Here is a 22569-nt window from a genome sequence, read left to right as displayed (position 1 = left end):
GACATGGGGACACACCGGACGGGCATGGCGGGCGCACCGGGCGGCAGCCCGACGCTGACCGCGGAGATCCGGCGCGTCCTGGCCCGTGTCGACAACCACGCGGCGCGCGCGGCCGGACCTGGCACGGCCGAAACGGGCACGGCATCGAAGTCCGGCGACGGCACCCCCGGTCGTGACACAGCCGTCGATCACGTACAGGACCCGGCGGCCCCCGCGACCGCCCCCCTCGACACGCTCGTCACCTGCTTCGGTCTCTCGGCCTTCGAACGGGACCTCGTACTCCTCACCGCCGCCTACGAGCTGGACCCCACGACCGCCGCCCGTTGCGCCGCCGCGAGCGGTGACCCGGAGCGGGCCTACCCCACCTTCTCGCTCGCCCTGGCCGCCCTCGCCGAGCCGCACTGGAGCGCCCTGACCCCCGTGGCACCGCTGCGGCGCTGGCGCATCGTGGAACTGGACGACGAGTCGCGCCTCACGCTGTCCCGGCTGCGGCTCGACGAACGCATCCTGCACTTCCTGCTCGGCTCGCCCTACCTGGACGCCCGGCTGCACGGCCAGCTGCGCCGCACCCCGGTGCCCGACGAGCTGCCGCCGTCGTACGACCTGGCCGCGAGCCGGGTCGCCGCCGGCTGGACCACCGCCGCGCGCCCGGACGCGCCGCTGCTCGTCGAGGTGGTCGGCGGCGATCTGCCGAGCCGGGCCGAGATCGCCGCCGCGGCGGCCGCGCGGTCCGGGCTCGGGCTGTACGCGATGAGCGCCGAGGACATCCCCACGGACGCGGCGGAGCGCGACCGGCTCGCCCGTCTGTGGCAGCGCGAGGCGATCCTGCTGCCCGCCGCGCTGCTCGTGGAGGTCGGCGAGCTGGACCGCGACCAGCACGCGGCCACCGACGCGTTCCTGACCGGGGCCGCTGTTCCCGTCGTCGTGTCGAGCGGGGATCCCCGGCACTCGGACCGACCGCACGGCGAGCGGGTGACCGTGCCGCGCCTGGACGATGAGGAGCAACTCGGTCTGTGGGTAGGCGCGTTCCGGGACGTCGTCGACATCGGTGAGAGCGAACTGCGATCGCTGGTCGCCCAGTTCGAGCTGCCGCCGCACGTCGTGCGCTCCGCCGCTGCCGCCGTACGCCGTGATCTGCCCGGCGAGGACGAACTCGACGCCGCTGGGCTCGCCTGGCGGGCCGGGCTGAACGAGGCCCGGATCGGGATGGATGAACTGGGCCGCCGTATCGAGCCCGAGGCGGGCTGGGGCGATCTCGTCCTGCACGACCGGCAGACGAGCGTGCTGCGGGAGATCGTCGCGCATGTGCGGCAGCGGGCCACCGTCCACCAGGAGTGGGGGTTCGCGGCGACGCTGCGGCGCGGCCTCGGCGTCACCGCCCTGTTCGCGGGCGGCTCCGGCACGGGCAAGACCCTGGCCGCCGAGGTCATGGCCAAGGAGCTGGGCCTGGATCTCTTCATCATCGACTTGTCGCAGGTGGTCAGCAAGTACATCGGCGAGACGGAGAAGAACCTCCGCAAGGTCTTCGACGCCGCCGAACGAGGCGGCGCGCTCCTGCTCTTCGACGAGGCCGACGCGCTCTTCGGCAAGCGCAGCGAGGTCAAGGACAGCCACGACCGGTACGCCAACCTCGAGGTCAGCTACCTGCTGATGCGGATGGAGGCCTACCGGGGTCTCGCCATCCTCACCACCAACATGAAGAAGGCCCTGGACACGGCTTTCATGCGTCGTATCCGCTTCGTCGTCGACTTCCCCTTCCCGGCGGAGCACGAGCGGGCGGAGATCTGGCGCCGGGTACTGCCGCCGCAGACCCCGACGAAGGGCATCGATCCCGAACTCCTCGCCCAACTCACCGTCGCGGGCGGCTCGATCCGCAACATCGCCCTGTCCGGCGCGTTCCTCGCCGCCGAGGAGGGCGACCGGCTGCAGATGCGGCACATGCTCGCCGCGGCCCGCACCGAATACCTCAAGCTGGAACGCTCCTTGACACCGGGGGAGGTCCGCGGATGGGTGTGAACAGGCCCCAGCGGCAGAGCGCGGCCGGTCGTCCCGAGCCGCGCGAGATCCGCGTCGACATCGGCGAGCTGGTCCTGGACGGCTTCGGCCCGTCCGTGGACCCGCGACGCGTATCGGCTTCGTTCGAGCGGGAGTTGACCCGTCTCGTACGGGAACACGGCGTGCCGCTGGCTGCGGACGGCGCCGTGTCGGTGGACGGCGTGTCGGGACTGCCCCCGATGCCCGCCGGGTTGTCCGCGCGCCGCCTCGGCCAGGAGCTGGCCCGCGCGGTGCACGCGGGGCTTTCGGGCCGTGGGGAGGTGACGCGATGACGACCTCCGCCTCCCAGGACTCCCAGGCGGCCGAGCAGGCCGCCGCCGAGCGCCGCCGCAAACGCAAGGAGCGCGCGGCGAAGAACCGCGCGTCCGAGCCGAAGAACATCGTCAGCGGAGCCGGGCAGCCACTGGACGCCGGTGTGCGCCGGGAGCTGGAGGAGCAGCTCGGCCACGATTTGGGCTCCGTACGCCTGCACACCGACCGCGACGCGGGTGCTCTCACCGGCATGCTGGGTGCGGACGCGGTGGCGGTGGGCCAGGACATCTTCTTCGGTGAGGGCCAGTACCAGCCGGGCACGCAGCAGGGCCGCGCCCTGCTCGCGCACGAGCTGCTGCACACGATCCAACACCCTGTCGCCAGCGGCACGTTGGCCGCCGGCCGCGACCTGGGCCAGGTCAGCGCGCCGCACGAGGCGGCCGAGCGCGCCGCCGAGGACACCGCCCAGGCCGTGGCGCGCGGCGAGCAGGCACCCGAGGTCGCCCCGGAGGCCAGCACTCCGGCGTGGATGCGCTACACCACCGTCCACGCCGACCGCAATCGACTGGAGCACCTCGACCCCGCCACGCTGGTCGACCGCCTCGCCAACACGGTCATCCGGTCGCTCCGTACCGACCCGACGGACAGCGCGCAGCGCGTGCGCGCCTCCCTGGCCCCGCTCTCGGAGGAGCTTCAGGAGCGCGTACTGGATCGCCTGGAGCACCGGCTCCTCACCTCCGAGCACGACTTCGTGGTGGACCTGGTCACGGAGATCGACGAGGACGGCCAGGCGGAGAGCGAGGCCACCGCCCGGCAGCGCGGCCTGCTCGCTCCGGAGGTCGAGGAGGACACCGCCGAGGACGTACAGGCGGAGCGGGAGAGGGAGCAGGAGGCCGCCCAGGAGGAGCAGCGGCGCACCGAGCGGACGGGGCCCGCTCCCGGCCCGGAGAAGCAGTCCGTGGACGGGGCCGGGGACACCGCTCCGGCCGCGGGCAGTACGCCGGAGAACACGGGCGGCACCGTCCCGCAGGGCGGCACTCCGGGCGCGGACGCAGGGAAGGCCGAGGACGACAAGGAGTCCGACCCGCGGACCGGTGGGGACGCCTCCAGCCCCAAGGGGGACGGGGAGCAGCCCACTTCGCCCGCCGCGCAGTCGGAGCAGAAGTCGGGGCAGCAGCAGGGGTCCCAGGATGCCACGTTCGGCGGGAACGCCGGAGCGCAGGCGTCCGGGAAGCAGGACGCGAAGTCCGGCGCGGAGAAGAGCGGACAGCAGGGGCAGCAGCAGGCCAAAGGGGACAAGGGGAAGCAGGGCGGCGGGAAGGACGGCGACCGCGCCGGGGCGAAGCAGGCCGAGGAGAAGGGCAAGAAGGAAGCCGGCCAGGAGGAGGCGGCGGGCCCGCGCGCCGACGCCGAGGAGGAGGCCGCCAAGGCCCGCGAGAGCGCCGCCGCGGCCGAGGCGGCCAAGAAGGACGAGCCGGGCCGCGACGAGGGCACCCCCACGGACACGGGGAAGGACGACGGGTTCCCCGGCCGTGCCAGCATGCTGGACGGGGCCCGCGCCCAGGACCAGGAGGGCGAGGAGGAGCGGGAGGAGTCCCCCGGCCAGGGCGGCGACTCCGAGGTGGAGGTCGGCGGCGGGGAGCAGAGCGCCTGGGACATCAAACTCAGGCCGGAGGACTTCCTTCCCGAGCAGGACCTCGACGTGTCGAGCGTGCCGACCTCCGACCAGATCGACGAGTCCGCCGGGAACTCCGCCCCGCCCACTCCCTCCTTCTCTGCCCCGCCGCCGACCAGGGCCGAAAAGGTGCAGGCACAGCGTCAGCAGGAGGACGAAGAGGACGCCGAGCGCGAGGCGGCGGCGGAGAAGGACGACCCGGGCACCGACGACTCCCCGCCCGTGCCGGGCGCCGAGGAGGAGGAGGCGGCGGAGCAGTCGCGTCGTACGGAGAGCGAGCTCGACCCCGAGGAGAAGAACGAGCCGAAGCCCGCCCCGGGCGTCGCCTCCAAGGACCCCAAACAGGGCGACGATCCCAAGGCGGGCCCGGCCGCGGCCGAGGCCAACGTTCAGGAGGCCAAGGACCGTTCGAAGGAGACGGGCGGCGATACGGCCGAGAAGGCTGCCAAGGAGGAGAAGGGCACGCCCGCCGCGGGTGGCCCCGGCGACAAGTCCTCGGGCGGCGGCGAGAAGGGCTCCGCGCAGGCCCGTTCCGACACCTCGGCCGCCGCGTCCCCGTCGGACACGGGCACGAAGGGAGCCGAGGGGGAGAAGGCGGCTTCCGACGAGGGCGCCACGGGAGCGGCGAAGGCCGAGGAGTCCCCCGGTCCGCAGGAGTCGAAGGGGCCCAAGGACCAGGGCGGGAGCGGCACTTCGGAGGGGTCCACGTCCGGTGGCGGCACGACCGACTTCGGCAGCTCGGCCGATACCGGTGCGACACCGACGTCCGGCTCGACTTCCAGTCAGTCTTCGGACAGCGGCAACTACGGTTCGAACACGGCGAGTTCAGGCTCGCGTACGGAGTCCCGCTCTTCCTCTCGTACGGAGAAGCCGGGCCCGAGGGCCCAGGAGGCGCGGACGGAGCAGCCGAAGGAGCAGGCTCCGCAGCCGGAGAGCAAGGCGGAAAGCGGGGCCGACGCCGGAGGCGGGGCCGACTCCGGCTCCCGGGCCACTCCCGCGCCAACACGCGGTGGTGGCGGTGGCGGCGGCGCCTCGAAGGGCGGCTCCACGGGTGGGGGCAAGGCCTCCGCGGCCAAGGCGAAGAAGGCGTCCAAGGCGGCGCCGGACCTCTCCGGTGGCTCCCCCGAGGAGGGCCTTTCCGCCGCGTCGAACCTCAAGCCGCACCAGGCCGTGGAGGCGATGGACAGCGTCGGCGGCGCCGTGGACAAGGACGTTGGCAAGGAACACAAGCAGCTGGCGTCCAAGCCGCCCGCCATGGACCGCCCCTCTGGCGCTCCGAAGACCCTCCACGGCAAGCCGGACGCCGAGGAGGCGGCGCAGTACAACCAGGACAAGGCCCAGCGCGCCGAAGACGCCAAGGACGAGAAGGCCGAGGTCAAGGGCGAGAAGCAGCCGGAAGGCAAGATCGAAGCCGAAGAGATGGAGGAGCCCGACTTCTTCGACCAGGTCGGGATGATGGTGGGCTACGCCATCGGCGGGATCGGCGACTGGCTCGGCTTCGATGTGACGGCGGAGGATCTGGCCGCGCAGTTCGCCGGGATGCCCACCAAGGACGAGGCCATGAAGGAGGCGCAGAACGGCACCGCGCCGGGCGTCGACATGCAGGGCCAGGCCGACGACAAGGCCACGGAGCAGGGCGGCAACACCGACGACAAGAGCCAGGAGGCCGCCGAGACCGGCGCCGACGACGCCGGTCGCAAGATGGGCGAGGACCAGGTCTACCCGGACGCGCCGAAGGAACGGCTCGAAGGGAAGGTGCCGGCCGAGCAGGGCGGCAAGTCGCGTGTCGGCGGGGGCGGCGCGAGCACCGGTGCCGTACCGCCTGAAGCGGCCTCGGAAGTGGCCGAGCATGAGCGCAAGCCGCAGTTCAAGAAGGCTCTCAGCGACGGCCGCCAGGACATGGGCAAGGGTCGGGAGAAGAAGACCCAGGACACCCGCACCTCCCAGGAGAAGCACAAGCGGCAGGTCGACAAGGAAGTCCAGTCCAACACCAAGGAGCAGACGGGCAAGCGCGAGGGCGTCCTGACGGACGTGGACAAGCAGCGCTCCGACTGGACGGCCGAGCAGGACGACGAGCTGAAGAAGCTCGGCACGAAGAAGTCCGACCGTGAGAAGAAGATCCGCGACGACGTCAAGAAGGAAGAGGAGGACACCGACAAGGACGTCGACAAGCAGAAGGAGACCAGCGACAAGGAGGTCAAGGACAAGGGCGACAAGGCCGAGGAGGACGCGGAGAAGAAGAAGGACGAGAACGTCAACGACTCCAAGGGCTGGCTGTCCAAGACGCTCGAATGGATCAAAGAGAAGTTCATCGAGCTGCGGGACAAGGTCGTCCAGATCATCAAGGACGCCCGCGAGGCGATCGTCGAGGCCCTGAAGAATTTCAAGGAGACGGTCGAGGGCTGGATCAACGCGGCCCGCGAGGGCATCGTCGAGATGATCAAGCAGTTCATCGAGGACCTGATCGAGTTCGTCGTGTCCTTGGTCGAAGCGATCATCGAAATCGGCCGCCGAATCCGCAAGTTCATCACGGATCTCATCAACGCGGCGCTCGCGTTCGTCACCCAGCTCGCCGCGGCGCTGAAGCAGATCATGAAGGATCTGCTGGAGTCCATCGCGAAGCTTCTCAGCGACATCCTGAACGTCCTGAAGAAGATGCTCCTCGACGTCCTGAAGGCCTGCAAGGACGCGTTGAAGGCGGTCCTCGACTTCGCGACGAAGTTCATCGCCGCTTTCGGCGAGTTCATGATGATCCTCGTCGACATCCTGTCCGACCCCGGCGGCTGGCTGAGCGGCGCGAAGAACTCCGCGTACGACGGCGCGAAGAACCACCTCTTCAACGAGGTCAAGAGCGCCGTGAAGCAGTGGTTCAACGACAAGGTCAAGGAGATCACCGGCCTGACCGAAGCCGTCTGGAACAAGCTCATGAAGGGCGGCTGGACCCTAGAGAAGATCGCCAAGGAGGTGTGGGACGCGATCGTCCCCCAACTCCCCTTCATCATCGGCGAGATCGTCATCACGAAGGTCTTGGCGAAGCTGATCCCCGGCGCCGGCTGGGGCGCGGCCATCCTGGAGGCCATCCAGGCCGCGATCGGCTCACTCGGCGAGATCATCAAAGCCGTCGGTGCCCTCATCACCTGGCTGAAGTCCGTACGCCAGGGCGGCGCGGGCGTCCTCTTCGCCAAGGCGATCGCGGCCGGCGTCGTCGTCCTGCTGGAGATGGCCTACGAGCTGCTCCTCAGCGGCATCGGCAAGTACGTGTCGAAGGTGGGCCAGCGGTTGAAGGGCGTGGCTGCCAATTTGGGCAAGGACAAGGGCGGCGGCACGGACAAGGGGAAGGACGGGCAGGGCGGGGACGAGGGCGCGCCTTCGTCGACACCGCCCAAGACGCAGACGTCCACGACGCCACCGGACAGGAAGTCCCAGGACGCTCCGGGCAAGCCGAAGGACAAGGACGGCCCGACCAAGCCGACGGACAAGGACGGTCCGGGCAAGCCGAAGGACCAGGCCCCTCCCGCCAAGCCCAAGGACCAGGCCGGCCCGAGCAAGCCGACGGACAAGGACGCGCCGGCCAAGCCCAAGGACAAGGACACTCAGGCCCCGTCCCCCAAGCCCACGAAGCCCAAGGGCCCCACGAACAAGAACGACAAGACCGAGGGCAAGAACAGCACCCCGAGCAACAAGTCGACCACGCCGACACCGCCCACGTCCAAGGACAAGAACGGCAACCCCAAGAACGAGAACAAGGACGACAAGAAGGACACCCAGCCGACACCGTCACCGAAGTCCACCACGCCCAAGCGCGACAAGACGGACGGCCCCGACAGCACCAAGAAGGACACCACCAAGGACGACAAGAGCAAGGGCCAGGGGCCCGACAGCAACAAGGACAAAACCGACTCGGACGGGAGCGGCAAGAAAGACACCGACACGTCGAACAAGAAGGGTACGGACGGATCGAGCAAGAAAGACAAGACCGATTCGGACGGGGGCAAGAAGGACGGGTACGGATCAGGGAAGAAGGACGCCGACGGCAAGAACAAGAGCGACGGCACATCACGACCGCGCCCCGGCAAGGACGGCCCGGGCAGGCCCAAGTCCAAGGCGGAAAAGGACAAGAAGAAGGAGGATGAGGAGGAGTCCAAGGACGATCGGCTGCCCAAGATCGTCGCCCGAATCCGGCCCAAGCTGCACCGGACGATGGAGCACGGCGTCCCCCAGTCGTCGTACCTCGCTCTCCTGGAGGCGTATCAGCTCTACTACCGGCTCAGGGGGCTCGAACCCGTCGGAGGAGACCCGTTCACCGTCGTGGCATCCCTGAAGTCCTCTCTCCCCGTGCTGGGTGGCGACTATTCAGAGCCTCGGTCACAGCCGCATGCGTACAACAATCCGCCTGGGGCGCCACCACCGGCCAACGACCTGCCGCAGCCGAGACTCCCCAGGTTCAATTCGAGCCGGGCGAGTACGATCAGCGCGGAGTTCCTCAGCCGTAAGCGAACCCCGATGGGTTCCCCACCCGGAGGTGCGAATCCGCCGGGCTGGGCCTACATAACAAATCCCGCCAACAATCTCCGGGGGAATGACAGCGGGGCTTGGTTGAGGGCGCATCTCCTCCCCGATCGCCTCGGCGGGGAAAACAGCAACAACAATCTCGTTCCCGCCCGCCGCGGGGTGAACAAGGACCTCGAGCGCGGTGTGGAGATGCCCGCTTGGCGCGCCAATAAGAACAAGCCTGTCTGGTACGAGTCCCGGGTGAAGTTCGGCAATTCAGGACCTATCGCGGACATACCGACCTACATACGCTCCACCTACGGCCGGTATGAGAAGGAACACGGAAAGACAGGCAAGAAGCGAAGCCACTGGAAGCGGCTGAGTGCCGCCTCGACCGGCAAGACCGTCGGGCTCGACATCAAACCACCGCAACAGGATGAGAAGGGCAAGTTTTACATCAACACCTACGGGGACACAGAAATCAGCAAATGGCTCAATGTGTCAAAAGGCCTGGCCAAGCATATTCGGGAAGAACGCGATGCACAATTCGGGCGCGAGTTCAGTGGTATGTATCACTTCATATTGGAGATGCGGAAACGGCAGGCGAGTAAGGGGCCAAGGTCGCTGCCGCAACTGCAACTGGCGATTGACCGCCTCAAGATGCTCAACCGGGCCGGGATGATTGGCTGGGACAAACTCCACAAGGATAAGTGAGGGTCGCGTGCGTACATATGAGCTTCGTTTGCTCCAGTCCATCCGTGAAGTGCGCGAATCGCCGTTCTTCGATGTCAAATACGAGAAGGTGGGACCAGGCGGGACGGGAAAGGACCCGACGGGAATCTTCGAGCTGATGGCCGAGGACGGCTTCCCCCTCGCCGAGCGGCTCAAGGAGGCCTACTTTCCGTACCGTTACATGGCGCTGCACTGGACCCCCTCCGACCCTGATGAATCACTCGTCGGCGACTTCAGCGTCATGAACCTCAGCGCCAGCATTGAACGAAAGCTCCTGCCCTTGGACGACTTCGCCTGGTACGAAAGCGACAAGGCGCTCCTCTCGGAACTCTCGATTCTCGACGACATCTCACGCGGCGGCAGCGGGCAACTGGCCACGATGAGGTTCCTGCCTGGTGTGTCGAGTCCAGAGATCTGGTATCTCGACAGATTTCACACATTCATCAGGCTCGACCTTGACTACCGCGACTACCTCGACAACCTCATCATTACTAAAGGTGTCATCGGCTGGCAGTACCTCTTCGCCGACGTATCGCTCAGTGACAGGGAGTTCAGTAACACCCTGGACGATCTCAGGACCATGCTGCGGGTCTTCCCCGAGCATTTCCCGGATCACGATTACGCGCCCCTGCAGCAACGCCTGGAGGCCCGCCTGTGACCCGCTACGCCAACATCCCCAAACCCATCCGCTCCGGAATAGTCCTCGTCGACCCAGAACTAGGCACCCCCCAACGCATCATCGTCCTCCAGTTCAACCCCGACACCCTGGAACGCAGCCTCTCGCCCCAGTCCGCAGGAGGGAGCGGCGATTCCGGTGGAGGAGGCAGCGGCAACGGGGACAGAAACGAAGCACTCCGCCTCAAAGGGCCGGCCCAGGAAACCTGGAAGTTCACCGCAGAGATCGACGCCACCGACCAGTTCGAGATCGCTGCACCCGACGGCATCCACCCCCAACTCGCCGTGCTCGAAATGCTCGTGCAGCCGACGTCCTCCCAACTGCGCGAAGCCAGCCGGCAGTCGCAGAAGGGGACCATCGAGATCTCTCCGATCGAGATGCCGCTCACCCTCTTCACCTGGGGGAGCAAGCGGGTCATGCCCGTGCGGCTCACCGAACTGTCCATCAATGAGTCCGCGTTCGATGTCAACCTCAACCCGATCCGGGCCTCGCTCAGCATCGGACTCAAGGTGCTCACCGTCAGCGATCTGCCGATGGGGCACCCGGGCGCCGAGTTGTACTACGCGCATCTCGCGCAGAAGGAGCGCCTCGCCGCCGCCGCGCGCACCGCGGGGATCGGGTCGCTGGGGCTCGGCTCCAGTGGCATCGGCGTGGGAAGGGGCTGAGGAGCGAACGCCATGGCTGAAATCGAGCCGTACGAGAACGCGCTGGACGCGATACCGGGGGCCCACCCGTACCCCCGGACGAGCCGGTACCACGATGCCGAGATCGGCGCGCACCGGCTGCCGGACGGGACCGAAGTCCGGTACACCAAGCGGCGGTTGCTCCCTCCGCTGGAGGAAACAGGCGACGCCACGCAGACCCACACCGTCCGCACCGGCGAGCGCCCCGACCTGCTCGGGCAGCGCTACTTCGGCGACCCCGGCCAGTGGTGGCAGATCGCCGACGCCAACCCGGTACTGGATCCGCGGGAGCTCACCGACGAGCCCGGCCGAGAGGTCGACGTGCCGCTCGCCGGGCACTTCCCGCAGGGGCCGCAGGGAGTCCGGCGTGGCTGAACTACCCGTGGGGCGCGGCCCCGTTCACATCACCCTGCACATGGGGCCGAAGCTGGCCAAGCCCGTGCCCGCGGAGGTCGCTGAGGCACTCCTCTCAGCCCAGATCACCGCCACCGCGGGCGAGCGCTCCGGCTTCCAGCTCGCCTTCGACCTCACCAAGAACGGGCTCATCAGCCGCACCCTCCTGCCCCAAGGCTTCTTCGACCCGAAGACGCGGCTCATCGTGACCGTCACCGTCCGCGGCACCCCCGAGGTGCTCTTCGACGGGCTCGTGGTGCGCCAGGAAGTCGGGGCCAGCAACCAGCCGGGGCACTCCACGCTCACCGTCACCGGCGAGGACCTGTCCCTGCTCATGGACCTTGAGGAGCGCACCGACCGGTACCCGAATCTCCCGCCCTCCCAGCGCGTCCTCGCCATCCTGCGCCGCTACTCCGACTACGGCATCCGGCCCGACGTCTACACCGAGAAGGTGAGCCAGCCGCCGCACCAGGACCTCCGCGTCCACTACCAGACGAGCACCGATCTGCAGTACATCAACGAGCTCGCCCGCGCGAACGGCTACACCTTCTACCTGGAGCCGGGGCCGAACCCCGGCCAGTCCTCCGCCCGTTGGGGCCCCGAAGTGCGCCTCGGCATCCGCCAGCACGCCCTCAACGTCAACATGGACGCCAACTCCACCGTCGACCAGCTCACGTTCGCCTACGACGGGACGGCCCGCGAGGAGCCGCAGGCCCGCTGGCAGGACCCCGGAACCCGGCAGTCCACCCTCCTGCCCCAGCCGCCGATCAGTCCGTTGCGCCCGCCGCTCGGCAAGCGCCCCACCCCGGCCCTCAAGCGCAGGACCCTCTCCGGCACCGCCAAGCACCAGCGCGAACAGGCCGAGGCCGAACTCCTCGCGCGCGCGGCCGTGTCCGCCGATGTCGTCTCCGGTTCGGGCTCGCTCGACGTGAACCGGCACGGCTACATCCTGCAGCCACGCCAGTTGGTGGGTGTGCGCGGCTCGGGCCGTACGTACGACGGCGACTACTTCGTCAAGTCCGTCACGCACATCCTGCGGCAGGGGTCCTTCCAGCAGAACTTCACGCTGTCGCGAGAGGGGCTCGAAGCACGCAGCGCCTACGTCAGGCCCTGATCCACCCCGAACCGACCATCACGACCAGTCAGACCAGGAGCAGTTCACATGGCGGCACCCAGCAATCGCTACCTCGGCAAATTCCGCGGCCGAGTCGTGGACAACAACGATCCGCTGCACATCGGCCGGATCACCGTCGAGGTACCCGACGTCCTGGGTGACGAGCCGTCGACCTGGGCGCTGCCCTGTCTGCCGTTCACCGGACCACAGGCGGGCCAGTTCGTGGTGCCGGCGCCCGGGGCCGGTGTGTGGGTCGAGTTCGAGCAGGGCGATCCCAGCTTCCCGGTGTGGACGGGATGCTGGTACGGGGAACAGGGCGAGCTGCCGCCCGACGCCCGCCGTCTCGTGCAGCCCGCCTCGCAGGCCAAGCCCGTCGTGGTGCAGACACCCGAGGCGCACAAGATCGTGATGAGCGACCCGCCGGGCCCCGATCAGGGGATTCTGCTGCAGGCCCAGGGCGGGGCGTACATCCGCATCACCAAGGAAACCATCGTGATCTCCAACGGCCTCGGCGCGGAGGTCATCCTGCGCGGAAACCAAGTGGACGTGAACGAGGGCCAGTTGACCATCGCGTCCAAGCGATAAGAACCGGGGGAAGGAAGAACGTGTCCGGGACATCCGGGAGTCTGCTCGACGCCAACGCCGTGATCGGCTGCCCGCACGGCGGTCGCGTCACCGCCGCCAGCTCACCGTCCGGCGGCGTACGCATCGCGGGTGCCGCCATCGCCACGGCCGCCCACAGCTACGTCGTCACCGGCTGCCCGCACACCGTGAACGGCGTGCCCACGCCCTGCGTGACGGTCCGCTGGACCGCCGTCGGCGCCGGTATCACCGTCGACGGCGCGCCCGTGCTGCTCGACACCTCCGCGGCCCACTGCTTCACCGCGGCCTTCGTGCCGCAGGGACCGCCCGTCGTCCAGGCCGCGCAGCGAAAGGTCACCGTCCGATGAGCCGCCGAACCAGCCAACGCCCGCGCAGCGATATCGCGTTCCCCTTCCACGCCGACCGCCGGGGTCGTACCGCGCACGCCACCCACGGCGAGCACGTCCACGACCTCATCGAACAGCTGCTGTTCACCAGCCCGGGCGAGCGCGTGATGCGCCCCGACTTCGGCTGCGGGCTCCTCGACCTGGTCTTCGCGCCGACCAGCCCGGAACTCGTCAGCACCCTCGAACTCTCCGTCCAGGCCTCGCTCCAGCGCTGGCTCGGCGATCTCATCGACGTGGAGGCCCTCGACGTGGTCAGCGAGGACAACGTCGTCCGTGTGTACCTGTCGTACGTCCTACGCGCCGACGGCGCCTCGCGCGACGACGTCTTCGAAGGGAGGGTCACGGCATGACCGGTACGACCACCACCTCCCGCCGGGCCAAGGTCCGCGCCGCCCAGCTCAACGGCGTCGACGCCGTCGAGGTGAGTGACGACGGCCTGCTGCTCACCGTCACCTTCCTCGGCAAGGCCCCGCACGGCCTCGGCCCCGAGAACGTCCGCATCGACGGCGGCCGGCGCATCACCGGCATCACCGCCGTCGACGTCAGCGTCGAACGCGAGGAGGACCCCGAGCTCGACGACCGGCTCTACGTCACCCTCGACAAGGCCGGCGACACCTCCCGCTACCGGCTCTCCCTCGTCGAGACCGACCCGTACGGACGGCCCGGCACCGAGCCCTACCGAGGCTTCGACCAGCGCTACCACAGCGCCACGTTCTCCTTCCGGCCCGACTGCCCGACCCCCTTCGACTGCAAGGACGACGACCAGCCGGAGCCGGACTTCCCCGCCGCGCCCGTCATCGACTACACGGCCCGCGACTACGACACCATCCGCAAGCTGCTCCTGGACCGGCTCGCGCTCACCACCCCCGACTGGGTCGAGCGCAACCCCGCCGACCTGGGCATGCCCCTCGTCGAACTCCTCGCGTACACCGGCGACCAGATCAGCTACCAGCAGGACGCGGTCGCCACCGAGGCCTACCTCGACACCGCCCGCCGCCGTGTCTCCGTACGCCGCCACGTCCGGCTCATCGACTACGCGATGCACGACGGCTGCAATGCCCGCGCCTACGTCACCGTCCGCACCGCGGACGACCGCACGCTCGCCCCGGGCACCTTCCGCTTCGCCTCCGTCGACGTGCGCAGCCTCGACCCGCACGACCGCCCCGAGCCGGGCACCGTCATCGACGAGAGCGAACTCGGCGACCTCGACGAGCGGGGCTCGGTGGAGGTCTTCGAACCGGTCGTCGCCGCCGACCCGCTTCAGCTGCGGGTCGCGCACAACGCGATCCGGCTGTGGACCTGGGGCGGCGAGGTGTGCACCCTGCCGAAGGGCGCCACCGCCGCCACCCTGCGGGACGCCTGGGTGGACCCGGAGACCTGCCGCGAGCGCCGTCTCGACCTCAGGCCCGGCGACGTCATCGTCCTGGAGGAGGTGAAGGGCCCGCGCACCGGCACCCCCGGCGACGCCGACCCCAGCCACCGTCAGGCCGTCCGCCTCACCTCCGTCACCCCCGGCCTGGACCGGATCGAGGACCAGCCCGTCCTGGAGGTCACCTGGGCCCCCGAGGACGCGCTGCGTTTCCCGCTCTGCCTCACCACGCGCGGCGGACGCGACTGCCTGCCCGTCGAGGACGTCACGCTCGCCCGCGGCAACGTCGTCCTCGTCGACCACGGCCGGACCCTTCACGGGCTGCCCGAGACGTTCACCGTCCCGCAGGCCCCCGCCGTCGTCGCCCCCTGCGACCCTCCCGCCTTCGGCTGCCGGGACACCGAGGAGGGCAACGCGCCCGCGCGGCTGATCAACGCCCTGACGGACAAGACCCGGTCGGGCCTGGCGCTCGTCCCCGACGACGTCCGCGAACTCTTCGAGGTCGTCGGCGAGCGCGCCACAACACGCGCCGGCCTCGGCCTGGAGAGCGCCGGGCAGCGGCACGAACAGGTCGTGCCCGGCACGGCGTACGCCCAGACCGCCGCGCTGCGCATCCTGCTCGCCCAGTCGGTCTACCCGGGCATCGCGCCCCGCTTCCGCCCGGTCCTCGGCCGTACGCCCGTCACCCAGGCGGTGCCCTTCCCCGACCCCGGGACCGTCGCCGCCGGGCAGGCCGAGCGGATCGCGTCCATCCCGGGCCGGATCCGGCAGCGGCTGGTCGAACTGTGGCGCAGCGCCCGCGACCGGGACGGGCTCGGCGAGCAGGAGATCGCCGAACTCGCCGTGGTCTACGGCCTGAACGTGCTGGAACGCTTCGAACTGCGCCGCCACCCGGTCCGCGCCCTGCGCGAACTGCTGTACCGCAGCGACCAGTTGCTCGACACCAAGCTGCGCCGCGTCGAGGTCCTCGCCGCCCGGGCCCGCGCGGGCACGGTCCTCGACGGGCACATCGCCTGGGAGATCGCGCACAGCTGGGGCCCGGCCTACGCGGCCGGCCTCCACCCCGAGGAGACGGTGCTGCGCGGCTCGGCGACCGCCGCCCTGGCCCAGGACCCGCGCCGGGCGCTGCCCGCCGTACGCGTCCACGGCGACGACGAGACCTGGGAGCCGCGCCGCGACCTGCTCGACAGCGGTCCGCGCGAGCGGCATTTCGTGGGCGAACTGGAGGACGACGGTCGTATGGCCCTGCGCTTCGGCGACGGCCGGCACGGCGCCAGGCCCGCGCCCGGCTCCCGTCTGGCGCTGCGCTACCGACTCGGCGGCGGCACCGCCGGAAACGTCGGTGCCGAGGCCATCAACCACCTTGTCGTGCAAACCGGTTGTGAAGCGCCGGCCGTCACCGTGCGCAACCCCCTGCCCGCGGCCGGCGGCACCCGGCCCGAACCCGTCGAGCAGGTACGCCAGCTCGCCCCGCTCGACCTGCGCCGCACCCGGCTGCGGGCCGTGACCGCCGAGGATTATGCGGCCCTCGCGGGTGAACTGCCGGGCGTACAGCGGGCGGCGGCCGAACTCCGCTGGACGGGCAGCGTCCAGGAAGCGCACATCGCGATCGACGCGTACGGCACCGCTGCCCCGTCGCGGGACCTGCTCGACTCGGTCGCCCAGGCCCTTGAGACGTACCGGCGCATCGGCCACGACCTCGTCGTGGGCCCCGCCCGACTGGTGCCGCTCGACATCGCGCTGACCGTCTGCGCCGAGCCGGGCCACCAGCACGGGCAGATCCTGGCCGAGCTGTACCGCGTGCTCGGCAGCGGACGGCTGCCGGGCGGACGGCTCGGCTTCTTCCACCCCGACGCGCTCACCTTCGGCGAACCGGTCCGGCTCAGCCGCCTGGTCGCCGTCGCCGCGGCCGTGCCCGGAGTGCAGAGCGTCGAGGTCACCCGGCTGCGGCGGCTGTACGGACAGGACCGAGGAGAGAGGGAGGACGGCGTGCTGCGGCTCGGCCCGCTGGAGATCGCCACCTGCGACAACGACCCGGACCGGCCGGAGAACGGCCTGCTGGCGATATCCCTGGGAGGTGCCCGATGACGGACACGCACCCGGTCACCGCGACCGACGAGTGCGGCTGCGGCGGCGCCTGCCGCGGCGGCCACGACGAGCGTCTCGCGCCGGCCCCGTTGCACAACCCGCCCGGCCGCACCGCGCTGGACTACCGCGTCGGCGAGTACGGCTCCTTCCTGGCCGCCCTGCTCGACCGGCTCGCCTCACCCGCCTACCCGGCGCTGAACCGGCTCACCGTCCGCACGGGGGACGACCCGGCGATCGGCTTGCTCGACGCCACCGCAGTCCTCGGCGAACTGCTCACCTTCCACTCCGAGCGCATCGCCGACGAGGCCTACGTCCGCACCGCGAACGAGCACCGCTCCCTGGTGCTGCTCGGCCGGCTCGTCGGGCACCGCCCGCGCCCCGGCGTCGCCGCCGCCACGCACCTGGCGTACACCCTCGAACGCGACCCGCGCGCCGAGGCCCAGAACGTGCTGATCCCGCGCGGTGCGCGCAGCCACAGCGTGCCCGCGTCCGCCGGCGAGGAGTCGCTGACCTTCGAGACCAGCCGGGACCTGACGGCCCGCTGGGACTTCAACGAACTGAAGGTCCGCCGCCGTCGTCCCTCGCTCGTCACCCCGCGGGATCTCGAAAAGCGCTCCGAGCTGTTCGTCGAGGGCACCGCGCACTCCCTCAGGACCGGCGACCAGTTGCTGTTCGTCTTCGGGGAAGGCGCCGGCGGCGAGCGCAAGCTGCTGCCGGTGGCGAACACGCGCGTCGACCGGGACGACGACGTCACGGCGATCTCCCTGCCGAAGTCGGCGCCGCCGACCCTGAAGGAACTCGTCGACGAGGTACGGCGCTGGACGGCTCCGCCCGTGCAGCCGGGGGAGCCTGGGGAGGAGCCGCCGACCCCGGAGGTGCCCAACCCGCGCCCGGTCAGCCGGCTGATCGAGGACTTCGAGGACCAGGTCCTCGCACCGCTTCGCAACGACCTGGACGGCGTCAAGACTCCCGAGCGGCTCGCCGCCCGTCTCGCTGAGCCCCTCGCCCGCCTCGGCGAGGCCCAGGTGCTGGCCGCGCCCTACGAGGACGTGGCGGCCTGGTTCGAGCAGCTGGAAGCGGTGCTCGCCGAACTCGCTGAGCGGGCGCTGGAGTTGGCGCCCGCCCAGACGGATGAGGAGGGTGCGTCGATGGGTGGTCGGCCGTCCGCGGCGCCGTCGGGGCTGGTTGCGCCCACGCGGCGGAGCCGCATATCAACACGGCCCGCGCCCCTTGAGGGCGACTCGCGCACCACCGCTCTGAATGCTCTGGGCGCCATACTCCCCGCCCTGCGCGCCCCTACGCCCGCCCCCGCAAGCCCCACCGGCCGTCAGCTCCCCGGCACCGACACCGCCAGGCTCCTCTCCGCCCTCAACCCCGGCCTCGGCAGCCTCTACCCGGCCTGGCGCACGGCCGCCGCCCCCGGCGGCCCGCAGCTCCTGCGCGAACTGCTCGCCCTGCGCGTCACCGCGGCCCCCTTCGGCGCCACGGCCCCGCTCAAGCCGGTCCAGGACGACCGCGGCCGGGTCATCCGCACCGCCGACTGGCCGCTGACCGGAGCGGTGCTGGCGACCATGCGCGTCGTGTACGACACGGCGGGCAAGACCCCGGTGCGGGCCGAGTTCCAGTACGTCGAGGGCAGCAGCTCCGACCAGCGCGCGGAGAACCTGCCCGTCACCCGGCCGGTCACCTTCACGCTCGGCCCCGGCCAGGTCGAGCTGTCCGTGCGCTCCGGCCAGGACCGCGACCTGAGCTGGCTCAACCGGCGCCCCGCCGACTCCCAGGAACCCGGCGTCACCGCCCGCCTCCACTCCGGCCTGCCCGAGCGCACCCTGTTCGTGTCCCGGCCCGACGACGAGGGTCTGATCCAGGTCGGCGTCCACAACGGCACGTCCGAGCAGATCGCGCTGCGGCCGGGCGCGAGTGAGCAGTTCACGCACGGCGAGCACGAGGTCAGCCTCACGTACACGGTGGGCAGCGCCGAACCCAACGTCGAGATCGTCATCGCCAGCAAGCCGGAGCCGGTCAACCGCCGCACGCTCCAGCTGGACACTGTGCACGACGGCATCACCGTCGGCAGCTGGGTGGCGATCCAGCGGCCCGCCAAGGGCGCCGACAAGGGCGTCCCCGGCGATCCGAAGCTGGCGTTCGTCACCACCCAGGTGACGGCCGTGCGCAGGGCCGCGTACACCAACTACGGCATCACCGGCCGCGGCACTGAACTCACTCTCGCCCACCCCTGGCTGGACGAGTTCGACGTGCTCCTGTCGCACATCCGCGACACCACCGTGCACGCGGCGGGCGAGCCCCTGCGCCTCGCCGACGAACCGCTCGGCGAGGACGTGCACGGCAACGAGATCGAACTCGCCGAGCTGTACGAGGGCCTCAGGCCGGGCCGCACGCTCATCGTCGAGGGCGAGCGCAGCGACATCCCCGGCACGGCCGGCGTACGGGCCACGGAGGTCGTCACGATCGCCGCCGCCGACCCGGCCGCGGACCCCCGACTCCCCGGCGATCACGTCCACACCCGGCTCACCCTCACCACCGACCTCGCCCACCGCTACCGCCGCGAGACGGTCCGCATCCTCGGCAACGTCGTCGAGGCCACCCACGGCGAGAGCCGCGAGGAGGCCATCGGCAGCGGCAACTCGGACCGCGTCAACCAGACCTTCGCGCTCTGGCAGTCCCCGCTGACCTGGCTCGCCGACGACAACCCGCTCGGCGCCACCCCGGTCCTGGAGATCCGGGTCGACGGCGTGCTGTGGCACGAGGTCGACAGCCTCGCCGGGCGCGGCCCGACCGAGCGGGTCTACATCACCGGCTCCACGGCCGACGGCCGGACCACCGTGACCTTCGGCGACGGTGTGCACGGCGCCCGGCTGTCCTCCGGCCACGAGAACGTCCGCGCCCGCTACCGCTTCGGCACCGGCAAGGCCGCGAACGTCCCGGCGGACCGCGTCACCCAGCCGCTCACCCGGCCCCTCGGTGTCACCGCGGTCACCAACCCGCGCCCCGCCACCGGCGGCGCGGACGCCGACGGCCCGGGTCTGACCCGCCGTACGGTCCCGCTGGCCGTCTCGGCCCTGGACCGGCTGGTCTCCGAGTCCGACTACGAGGACTTCGCCCGCTCCCGGGCCGGCATCGGCCGGGCCGCCGCACGCGAACTCTTCGACGGGCGGCGGCGCGTGCTGCACGTGACGGTCGCGGGCACCGACGACGTGCCCATCGCCCCCGATTCGGACACCCTGCGCGCCCTGCGCGGCGCCCTCACCGAGTACGGCGACGGGAACCTCCCGGTCCGCGTGGACGGCCGGGAACTGGTCCTGCTGCTGATCGCCGCCAAGGTGAAGGTGGCCCCCGACCACGCCTGGCAGACCGTCGAGCCGCGCCTGCGGCAGGCCCTGCTGAACCGGCTCGGGTTCGAGGGCCGGGAGCTGGGCCGCCCCGCCCGCCTCTCCGAGGTCCTGGCCACCGCCCACACCGTGCCCGGCGTCGACTACGTGGACGTCGACGTCTTCACCGGCGTGCCCGCCTCCGCCACCCCGGCGGACCTCACCGCGCTGCTCACCCGGCCCGGCCCGCCCAGGGCGACCGTCCCGGCGCACCCGGCGACGTACGACGAGAAGATCCACACGGTCCGCGCCGACAACGGCGAGACACTGTCGGAGATCTGCGCCCGGTACGGCGTCCCGCTGGCCGAACTGCTGCGCCTCAACCCCGACATCACCGACACCCGGCGCCTGTCCAAGGGCCGGTCGGTGTACGTCTTCCGCGGCATCCGCCCGGCCCAGCTCGCGCTGCTGTCGCCCCGGGCCGCGGACACCCTGATTCTGACGGAGGTCAAGTGATGTCCCCGGACACCCAGTCGGAGACGCCGGCCCATGGCGTGCCCCGGGAGCCGGACGGGCTCGCCGAACTGCTGCCACGCTGGCACCTGCTGCGCGACGCCGAGGAGGGCGAGCCGCTGCGCGCCCTCCTCGCGGTGATCGGCGAGCAGATCGACCGCGTCCGCGACGGCGTCCAGCAGGGCTACGAGGACCTGTTCGTGGAGACGGCGGCCCCCTGGGTGCTGCCGTACCTCGGCGACCTGGTCGGTTACCGCACCCTGCCCGGCTACGAGCGCGTCCTGACCACCGGCCTGCACGACGGCGGCCGGGCTGCCCTGGCCGAGGCGGTCGCCCCGCGCCGGGACGTGGCCGCCACGGTCGCGAACCGCCGGCGCAAGGGCACCCTGCACCTCCTGGAAGAGCTGTCCGAGCGGGTGGCCAGCTGGCCCGCGCGGGCCGTCGAACTGTCCCGGCAGGTCGCCCACACCCAGCCCGTGAAGCTGTACGGCACCGGCACCGGCACCGGCACCGGCACCGGCACGCACCGCGGCGAGCGTGGCCGGCTGGCCGACCTGCGCGACGGCGCAGAACTCGCCCTGGGGAGCAGCCCGTTCGCGAACCAGGCCCGTACGGTCGATGTCCGCCGCGCCGAGTCACGGCACCGGCAGGGCGGCTGGAGCCCGGCCGGCGTCGCGCTCTTCGTGTGGCGGCTGAAGGCGCACGTGCTGACCCGCACTCCGGCCTACTGCATCGACCGGGCCCGCAACCTCTACACCTTCTCGATCCTCGGCAACGACACCCCGCTGGTCACCAAGCCGTTCCCGGAGCCCTCGCCGGCGCACATCGCCACCGTCGACAACGTGCCGGCGTTCGTCACCCGCCGCCTCCTGCACGACCGGCTGCTCGACTACTACGGCCCCGGCAAGAGCTTCGTGATCCGCCTCGACGGCGAGGACAATCCGGTACCGCCCTCGGACATCGTGGTCGCCGACCTGTCGGACTGGCGCTACCGGCCCAGGCGGGGCCAGGTGGCCGTCGACCCCGAGCTGGGGCGGATCGCGTTCGGCTCGCGCTCCGCGCCCCGGCAGGGCGTGTGGGTCGACTACCACTACGCGTTCGCCGCCGACATGGGCGGCGGCGAGTACGAACGTGACCGCGAGCCGCGCCCGGACGCCGAGGTGTACCGGGTCGGCCCCGGACAGCCCTACCGGCAGATCATGGACGCCTACCGGGCCTGGCAGCACGACCGCCGCGCCGACCGCACCGGCCCCGCCGGCATCATCGAGATCACGCACAGCGGCGCCTACCAGGAGCAGCTGGACTTCGACCTCGACCCGGGCGACCGGCTCGAACTGCGCGCCGCCGAGGGCACACGCCCCGTCGTCCGCCTGCTCGACTGGTACAGCAACCGCCCCGACGCCCTCAACATCCGCGCGGTGTCCGACGACTGCGCCCCCCACGAGCGGCCCCGGGTCGTCCTCGACGGGCTGCTGGTAGCCGGACGCGGCATCAACGTCACCGGCGCGATGGGCGCCGTCGTCGTACGGCACAGCACGCTCGTGCCCGGCTGGTCACTGGAGCCCGAGTGCGAGCCGCACTCGCCCGAGGAGCCGAGCATCGTCCTGGACCGCACCACCGCCTGCCTCCAGATCGAGCACAGCATCCTCGGCACCATCGAGGTCATCGGCGACGAGGTGAGCGAGGACCCCCTCGACATCCACATCCGCGACAGTGTCCTGGACGCCACCGCCGACGACCGAGAGGCCCTGTCCGCCCCGGACTGCCGCCACGCCCACGCGGTGCTGCACCTGCACCGCACCACCGTCATCGGCGAGATCCACACGCACGCGGTGAAGATCGCCGAGAACAGCGTCTTCACGGGCCGGCTCCACGTGGCCCGGCGCGGCATCGGCTGCCTGCGCCACTCCTACGTCCCCACCGGCTCGCGCACCCCGCGCCGCCACCGCTGCCAACCCGAACAGGCCACGGACATCAGGCCGTTGTTCACCTCCCAGCGCTACGGCTCGCCCTGGTACGGCCTGTTGTCCGACCGCTGCCCCGAGGAGATCCGGCGCGGCGCGGACGACGGCGCCGAGATGGGTGCCTTCCACGACCTGTACCGGCCGCAGCGCGCGGACGGGCTCAGGGCCCGGCTCGCCGAGTACACGCCGGCCGGCACCGACGCCGGGATCTTCTTCGTGACGTGAGGCGCGCACCCGCCACCGACC

Annotated in this window: 13 protein-coding genes; all 13 read left to right on the top strand. The window is 70.9% G+C overall.

Annotated elements, in window-relative coordinates:
* The first annotated feature begins 3 nt into the window (after positions 1–3).
* From V8690_RS04475 to V8690_RS04415, 13 genes are read left to right on the top strand one after another with little or no spacing between them, the layout of a single operon-like run.
* Entirely contained in the window at positions 4–2016 is a 2013-nt protein-coding gene (locus V8690_RS04475) for an ATP-binding protein (RefSeq protein WP_338776002.1), read from the top strand.
* Positions 2007–2327, top strand: a complete 321-nt coding sequence (locus tag V8690_RS04470; RefSeq protein ID WP_338776001.1) for a hypothetical protein — start codon at positions 2007–2009, stop codon at positions 2325–2327. Before V8690_RS04475 ends, V8690_RS04470 begins: the two co-directional genes overlap by 10 nt.
* On the top strand, positions 2324–9187 hold the full coding sequence (locus tag V8690_RS04465) for a DUF4157 domain-containing protein (RefSeq protein ID WP_338776000.1): 6864 nt from the start codon (positions 2324–2326) through the stop codon (positions 9185–9187). The genes V8690_RS04470 and V8690_RS04465 overlap by 4 nt, the downstream gene beginning before the upstream one ends.
* Positions 9188–9215: 28 nt before the next feature.
* Entirely contained in the window at positions 9216–9863 is a 648-nt protein-coding gene (locus tag V8690_RS04460; protein WP_338775999.1) for a hypothetical protein, read from the top strand.
* Complete coding sequence (locus tag V8690_RS04455; protein ID WP_338775998.1) at positions 9860–10546, top strand: hypothetical protein; 687 nt, start codon at positions 9860–9862, stop codon at positions 10544–10546. Before V8690_RS04460 ends, V8690_RS04455 begins: the two co-directional genes overlap by 4 nt.
* Positions 10547–10558: 12 nt before the next feature.
* Positions 10559–10939, top strand: a complete 381-nt coding sequence (locus V8690_RS04450) for a hypothetical protein (protein WP_338775997.1) — start codon at positions 10559–10561, stop codon at positions 10937–10939.
* Positions 10932–12071 (top strand): hypothetical protein, encoded by a 1140-nt coding sequence (locus V8690_RS04445; protein WP_338775996.1) that lies wholly within the window; start codon positions 10932–10934, stop codon positions 12069–12071. Before V8690_RS04450 ends, V8690_RS04445 begins: the two co-directional genes overlap by 8 nt.
* Before the next feature lie 48 nt (positions 12072–12119).
* Positions 12120–12656, top strand: a complete 537-nt coding sequence (locus tag V8690_RS04440; protein WP_274236997.1) for a phage baseplate assembly protein V — start codon at positions 12120–12122, stop codon at positions 12654–12656.
* 20 nt (positions 12657–12676) lie between these two features.
* A complete protein-coding gene (locus V8690_RS04435) occupies positions 12677–13021 on the top strand; it encodes a hypothetical protein (protein WP_338775994.1) in 345 nt (114 codons plus the stop codon).
* Positions 13018–13410 (top strand): GPW/gp25 family protein, encoded by a 393-nt coding sequence (locus V8690_RS04430; protein WP_338775993.1) that lies wholly within the window; start codon positions 13018–13020, stop codon positions 13408–13410. Before V8690_RS04435 ends, V8690_RS04430 begins: the two co-directional genes overlap by 4 nt.
* The gene (locus tag V8690_RS04425; protein ID WP_338775991.1) at positions 13407–16517 is read left to right on the top strand and encodes a putative baseplate assembly protein; all 3111 of its coding nucleotides are present in this window, start codon (positions 13407–13409) and stop codon (positions 16515–16517) included. Before V8690_RS04430 ends, V8690_RS04425 begins: the two co-directional genes overlap by 4 nt.
* Complete coding sequence (locus V8690_RS04420) at positions 16514–20362, top strand: putative baseplate assembly protein (protein WP_338775990.1); 3849 nt, start codon at positions 16514–16516, stop codon at positions 20360–20362. Before V8690_RS04425 ends, V8690_RS04420 begins: the two co-directional genes overlap by 4 nt.
* On the top strand, positions 20362–22548 hold the full coding sequence (locus tag V8690_RS04415) for a hypothetical protein (protein ID WP_338775989.1): 2187 nt from the start codon (positions 20362–20364) through the stop codon (positions 22546–22548). The genes V8690_RS04420 and V8690_RS04415 overlap by 1 nt, the downstream gene beginning before the upstream one ends.
* Positions 22549–22569: the final 21 nt, after the last annotated feature.

The organism is Streptomyces sp. DG1A-41 (genome assembly GCF_037055355.1).
Lineage (GTDB): Bacteria > Actinomycetota > Actinomycetes > Streptomycetales > Streptomycetaceae > Streptomyces.
This window is presented reverse-complemented; position numbering and strand designations above follow the sequence as displayed.

Coding starts and splice junctions, on each gene's coding strand:
- V8690_RS04415 (WP_338775989.1), top strand. CDS start 20,362: ATGTCCCCGGACACCCAGTCGGAGACGCCGGCCCATGGCGTGCCCCGG.
- V8690_RS04440 (WP_274236997.1), top strand. CDS start 12,120: ATGGCGGCACCCAGCAATCGCTACCTCGGCAAATTCCGCGGCCGAGTC.
- V8690_RS04420 (WP_338775990.1), top strand. CDS start 16,514: ATGACGGACACGCACCCGGTCACCGCGACCGACGAGTGCGGCTGCGGC.
- V8690_RS04465 (WP_338776000.1), top strand. CDS start 2,324: ATGACGACCTCCGCCTCCCAGGACTCCCAGGCGGCCGAGCAGGCCGCC.
- V8690_RS04450 (WP_338775997.1), top strand. CDS start 10,559: ATGGCTGAAATCGAGCCGTACGAGAACGCGCTGGACGCGATACCGGGG.
- V8690_RS04430 (WP_338775993.1), top strand. CDS start 13,018: ATGAGCCGCCGAACCAGCCAACGCCCGCGCAGCGATATCGCGTTCCCC.
- V8690_RS04475 (WP_338776002.1), top strand. CDS start 4: ATGGGGACACACCGGACGGGCATGGCGGGCGCACCGGGCGGCAGCCCG.
- V8690_RS04425 (WP_338775991.1), top strand. CDS start 13,407: ATGACCGGTACGACCACCACCTCCCGCCGGGCCAAGGTCCGCGCCGCC.
- V8690_RS04470 (WP_338776001.1), top strand. CDS start 2,007: ATGGGTGTGAACAGGCCCCAGCGGCAGAGCGCGGCCGGTCGTCCCGAG.